This window comes from Geminicoccus flavidas (assembly GCF_009806515.1).
Classification (GTDB): domain Bacteria; phylum Pseudomonadota; class Alphaproteobacteria; order Geminicoccales; family Geminicoccaceae; genus Geminicoccus; species Geminicoccus flavidus.
Genome location: NZ_WUJP01000957.1, coordinates 1 through 5,862 on the forward strand (window position 1 = coordinate 1; position 5,862 = coordinate 5,862).

The window sequence follows — 5,862 nt, forward strand, 5'->3', positions numbered from 1 at the left end:
TATCTGGAACTGACCCAGAAGTCCGCCGGCTTCCGGCTGGACCGGCCGGTCCGGATCGACGACACGGCATTGCTGCAGATCGACCCGGCGACGCGCCGCTCGCTCGAACTGCTGCGCGGCCCCGACGGGGATCGGGCCGGCTCGCTCCTGGCGGCGATCGACCGCACCACCACGGCCATCGGTGCCCGCCTCCTGGCCAGGCGGATCGCGGAGCCGGCCGCACGGCACGACCTGATCCGGCCGCGGGCGGACCGGGTGGGGGTCCTGGTCGAGGACGACCGTCTGTGCCATGCGCTGCGTACGCTGCTGGCAGGCATGCCCGATCCCGAACGGCCGCTGGCCCGGCTGGCCGCGGGGCGGGGCGGGCCGCGCGACCTGCGCGCCCTGGGCGATGCCGCCAACCGTGCTGGCAAGGCCGGCGCGCTGCTCCAGGCCGCCCCCGAATGCCTCGCCGCCCTTCTCCCCGACCTCCTCGGGCTGGAGGAGCTGGCGGATCGGCTCCTGACCACGCTGGCCGAGCCGGCACCACTTAGGGTCGAGGATGGCGGCCTGCTCCAGCCCGGCGTGGATGCGGAGTATGACCGGCTCGTTTCCATGCGCGATGCCGGGCGCAGCCACCTGGACGGGTTCGAGCAGCGGCTGCGCCAGGAGACCGGTATCGGCAACCTGAAGGTCCGCCACAACGGCATGCTCGGCTGGTATGTGGAGGTGCCGGCCGCCCAGGAAGGGCGGGTGCCGCCGAGCTTCATCCGCCGCCAGGGCCTGGCCGGTGCGGTGCGCTTCACCACGGCCGAGCTGCAGGTCCTGGAGCGAGCCCTGGGCGAGGCGGCCGACGGTGCCCAGGCCCGGGCGTGCGAGATCTACCAGGCCCTGTGCCACGACGTGCTGGCGCAAGCGGCTCGGCTGCGTAGTGCGGCCGCGGCCCTGGCCGAGCTCGACGTCGCGGCCGGCCTGGCCGAGCTGGCCCGCTCGGGCGGCTGGGCACGCCCGGAGCTGGTGGACGAGCCGGTATTCGCCATCGAGGCTGGCCGCCACCCCGTGGTGGAGGCAGCCCTCAAGGCGAATGGCGAGCCGTTCGTGGCTAATGACTGCGACCTGGCGCCGGACCAGCGCCTGTGGCTGCTGACCGGCCCGAACATGGCCGGCAAGAGCACGTTCCTGCGCCAGAACGCGCTGATCGTGGTGCTGGCCCAGGCAGGCGCCTTCGTCCCGGCGCGCTCGGCCCGCATCGGCCTGGCCGACCGGCTGTTCTCGCGCGTGGGCGCCGCTGATGACCTGGCGCGCGGCCGCTCGACCTTCATGGTCGAGATGCTGGAAACCTCGACCATCCTGGCGCGCGCCACCGAGCGTAGCCTCGTGGTGCTGGACGAGATCGGCCGCGGCACCTCGACCTGGGACGGCTTGTCCATCGCCTGGGCGGTGGTCGAGCATCTGCACGACAAGGTGCGCTGCCGCGGCCTGTTCGCCACCCACTACCACGAGCTGACCCATCTGGCGGCGAGCCTGCCGCGGCTGGCCCTGCACCGGGTCAAGGTCCAGGAATGGCAGGGCAGCATCGTGTTCCTGCACGAGATCGGCAAGGGCGTGGCGGAGAGTTCCTACGGCATCCATGTCGCCGCGCTGGCCGGCCTGCCCAAGCCGGTCCTGAACCGCGCGCGCCAGGTGCTGGCGAAGCTGGAGCGCAACGAGGCCAAGGGCACCGCCGCCCGTCTCGCCCACGACCTACCGCTGCTGGCCCTGCTGGAGGAGCCGGCCGAGGCTCCGGAGCCGCCGCCGGCCGATCCGGTGCGGGTGTTGCTCGAAAGTGTCGATCCCGACAGCTTGGCGCCGAAGGAGGCCCTGGACCTCCTCTATCGGCTCAAACAGGCGGCGGGTTCCTGATAGAAGATGGGACCATGATCAGAATACCGCCCCTCGCTGCTCTGCTCTTGCTGCTGGCCATGCCGGCCGTGGCGGGCGCGCCCACGCCGGCCGCCTTCGACCGGTTCGTCCGCGAGACCGGGCCGGCCTGTGCGCTCAAGGCTTCCAGCGCCTGCTTCGAGCGAATCTTCCGCTTCGCCGACCGCGACCGCGACGGTGCCCTCAACCTGGCAGAGCTGGAAGGGCTGCAGACGCGCGGGCGGGAATGGCTGCTCGGGCACTCCAGGGAGTTGCCGCCGGCCGACAAGCAGGCAGCGGTGCTCACCCTCCTGGCGATCGATTTCGTGGGCCTCGACCGCCTGTTCGCCAGCTACGACGCGGATGGCGACGGGCTGCTCACCCGCGAGGAGGCCAGCGCCGACCTGACGCTCGACGAGCGGCCGGTCCCGGTCCTGGTCGAGGATCCGGACGCGGTGGACTGGGACCGGCTCATGGAACGGCTGGGCACTGGTGCTGCCGTGCTGAAGGATGTCCTGCCCAGGCGCAGCGCATCCTGAAGCCCCGGCCTCAGCCGCCCAGCGTCTCGAGGAAGCGGACCGGCCGGCCCATCGGATCGCCCACCAGCGCACCATCGCGGGCCACGATCCGCCCGCGCACCAGGGTCGCGACCGGGCGCCCGGTGATCGTCATCCCCTCATAGGGGCTCCAGCCGGCCCGCGACGCCAGCCAGCCGGCCTCGATCCGCCAGCGTGCCTCAAGGTCGACCAGCACCAGGTCGGCATCATAGCCGCGCATGATCCGCCCCTTGCCGGCCAGCTGGAAGATCCGCTGCGGGCCATGGCCGGTCAGGTCGACCAGGCGCTCCAGGGACAGTCGCCCTTGTGCCACATGGTCCAGCATGACCGGCAGCAGGGTCTGCACCCCGGTCATGCCGGACGGGCTGGCCGGATAGGGCTTGGCCTTTTCGTCCAGGGTGTGCGGCGCATGGTCCGAGCCCAGCACGTCGACTACGCCCTCCGTCACCGCCTGCCACAACGCTTCCCGGTGGCGGGCATCGCGCACCGGAGGGTTCATCTGGGCGCGCGTGCCGAGCCGCTGGTAACAGTCCGGTGCCTGCATGGTGAGGTGATGTGGCGTCACCTCGACGCTCGCCACGTCCCGGGCCTGGGCCAGGAGCTCGATCTCCTCGGCCGAGGTCACATGGAGGACATGGACGCGCCTGCCCGCAGCGCGCGCGGCACGCAGCAGCCTCGTCACGGCCAGGGTCGCGGCCTCGACGTCCCGCCACTCCGGATGCGCCACCGGGTCACCGGCCGCCTCCGCGAGAGCCTTGCGCGCGCGCAGCCGGGGTTCGTCCTCAGCATGCACCGCGACCCGCCGTGAGCCCGCGCGCAGCACCCGCTCCAGGGACGCATCGTCCTCGACCAGCAGCGAGCCGGTCGAGCTGCCCATGAAGATCTTGATCCCGGCGCTGCCCGGCCGCCGCTCCAGCTCCGCCAGCTGGCCGACATTCTCCGCCGTGGCGCCGACATAGAAGGCATGGTCGCAGCGCATCCGGCCGCTGGCCCGCTTGAGCTTGTCGTCGAGGGCCTGGGCATCGATGGTGGCCGGACTGGTGTTCGGCATCTCGAATACGGTGGTGACCCCGCCCAGCACCGCGGCATCGCTGCCGCTCGCGAGGTCCTCCTTGTGCTCCAGGCCCGGCTCGCGGAAATGCACCTGACTGTCGATCACGCCAGGCAGGACATGCAGGCCTCGCGCATCGAGCCGCTCCGCGGCAGCCTGCCCGTCCAGCGCGCCGATCGCCGCGATCCGGCCATCCCGGATCCCCAGGTCGGCCGCCACCAGACCGCCCGGTGTGACCAGGCGGCCGCCGGCGATCAAGAGGTCCAAAGGCTGCAAGTTCGGTCTCCTGGCTGAGGTCTGCGCGGGATGCGACCTTGCAAACTTGTGGCGCCTGCGTCCATCCGTGGCAGCCCACGGATGGGGAGGGAGGTACTGGCCTTGGCCGGCGATGGTCGCATGTTCTTGCCGCTGCTCGTGGTGCTGACCGGGCTCGGCCCGGGAGCGCTCCAGATCTTCCTGCCGGCCCTGCCGCAGATCCGTGCCGATTTCGCCGCCGATCCCGGCGTGGCGCAGCTGACTCTCTCGCTCTCGACCCTGTCGATCGCGGTGGCCATGCTGCTGTTCGGGCCTTTGTCCGACCGGATCGGCCGGCGCGCCGCCGTGCTGCTCGGGCTCGGCGTGTTCCTGGTCGGCAGCATCGGCTGCGTGCTCGCGGGCTCGATCGTGATGCTGGTGATAGCACGGGTCGTGCAGGCGGCCGGCGGTGCCGCCGGCATGGTGATCGCCCGGGCGATGATCCGTGACCGGCATCCGCCCGAGGATGCCGCTTCGATGCTGGCGATCGTCACGACCGCGATGGTAATTGCACCCATGCTGGCGCCGGTGCTGGGCGGCGGGCTCACCGACCTGTTCGGCTGGCGCGCGACCTTTACCGCCTCCGGGCTGGCCGGGCTGGTCATCCTCGTCTTCAGCCTCCAGGCACTGCCCGAGACCAGGCCGGCGGAAACAAAGGCGCGCCCCGGCCTGTTCGCCGGCGGCGGACGCCTGCTCGGCAATCGCGACTTCCTGGCCTATGCCCTCCAGGGCGCCTTCTCCATCGCCCTCTATTATGCGCTGCTGGGCGGCGGCCCGCATGTGGTGATGGAGGTGCTGGGCGGCAGCGCTACCCATTATGCCCTCTGGTTCCTGCCCGTCGCCTTCATGTTCATGGTCGGCAACCTGGTGGCATCCAGGATCTCGCGGCGGGTCGGCCTGGACCGCATGGTGCTGATCGGCAGTTTCGGCAACGTGCTGGGCTCCGGCCTGGCACTGCTGCTGGCCCTGCTCGGCATGGCGGCCGCCTGGACGATCTTCCTGCCCACGGCACTGGTCGCCTTCTTCCAGGGCCTGTCTGTGCCGAACGGCCAGGCCGGTGCACTCTCGGTCGACCCGAACGCCGCCGGCACGGCATCGGGCCTCTCCGGCTTTCTGCAGATGGCGTTCGCCGCCGCGGCCGCTCAGCTGGTCGGCATGCTCCAGAACGGCACGGTCTGGCCGCTGCTCCTGACCATGTTCGCCTGCGGCCTCCTGTCCCTGCTATCTTTCCTGCCGCGCCTGACAGGCTCCCGAGCCGCTTCCGCCGGCTAGAACGGCGATGGTCCTGCCGGCCGCCCGATTGTTGGGGCATGTGGGCGGAGCCGCAGAGTTATCGCTTTGCGGCCACATGAGCGAGGAGGAGCCGGCGTTCACCGCGCCCTGTCCAACGTCGATGCCAAGGATTCCTGGGAGCGCTGACACGACCTGCGCTCGATGAGCGTTGTGCTGGATCGTACCGGCCGGTGCGCCGTGACCACTACTGCCAAGCAACCTCCGCCATCGATGCGGAGCATCAATCCTTCGATGTCAGCAGCGCCGACAGTGCATGCGGCGGCGACTGGGCACGCTGCTGACTGACAGCGGACGGGTTGGAGGTCACGCCGCATATCCTGCGCGCCGGGCTGCGCTGGCCAAGGGGGATGCCGCGCAAAGGAGTGCCGCCATCCTCGACAGTCGGACGCTCGATAGCGGTGGTCGGTCAGGCGATGGCGGCGGCAATCGGCAGAAGGGCTCCAGGCTGCATGCCGCGCCCGACTTCCTCTACCACCGGCCGGCCTTTCATACGGTCTCACCCGACGCGCAGGACCGTACCGAGCTCAGCCGCCGCCCATGCGTCACCGGCGCGGCAATCGGCCTCGACTATGTCCCCAGGACTGCGCCGGCCAAGCCCTGGCAAGGCGGTCCAGACGGACGACATCTGTCTTGGTCGTCAAACTGTCCGGGCCGGCTTCGTGCTGCTGCCGAGCGGGCGGATCGTCGAACGGCTTCGTATAACTCGGGCACTTCCGCCGCGCCGCCTGATTTCGAGCGACTACCATAGGCTGTCACAGGATCGCCAGGCCCGGCCATTTCTGCGCGGCA

General features: G+C 70.8%; 4 protein-coding genes. 3 read left to right on the top strand and 1 reads right to left on the bottom strand.

Annotation, left to right across the window (positions count from 1 at the left end):
- Both mutS and EQG76_RS27455 read left to right on the top strand, forming a co-directional pair.
- On the top strand, positions 1-1,881 hold a 1,881-nt coding region (gene mutS, locus EQG76_RS27450), incomplete at its 5' end, for a DNA mismatch repair protein MutS (RefSeq protein WP_159718202.1).
- Positions 1,882-1,895: 14 nt separating this feature from the next.
- A complete protein-coding gene (locus EQG76_RS27455) occupies positions 1,896-2,417 on the top strand; it encodes an EF-hand domain-containing protein (RefSeq protein ID WP_159718204.1) in 522 nt (173 codons plus the stop codon).
- A 10-nt stretch (positions 2,418-2,427) separates the two neighbouring features.
- Here the strand turns inward: EQG76_RS27455 and EQG76_RS27460 are convergent, their stop codons facing one another.
- A complete protein-coding gene (locus EQG76_RS27460; RefSeq protein WP_159718206.1) occupies positions 2,428-3,762 on the bottom strand; it encodes a dihydroorotase in 1,335 nt (444 codons plus the stop codon).
- Positions 3,763-3,864: 102 nt separating this feature from the next.
- Between EQG76_RS27460 and EQG76_RS27465 the strand changes: the two genes are divergently transcribed.
- Positions 3,865-5,052 (top strand): multidrug effflux MFS transporter, encoded by a 1,188-nt coding sequence (locus EQG76_RS27465; protein WP_159718208.1) that lies wholly within the window; start codon positions 3,865-3,867, stop codon positions 5,050-5,052.
- The last annotated feature ends 810 nt before the right edge of the window (positions 5,053-5,862 follow it).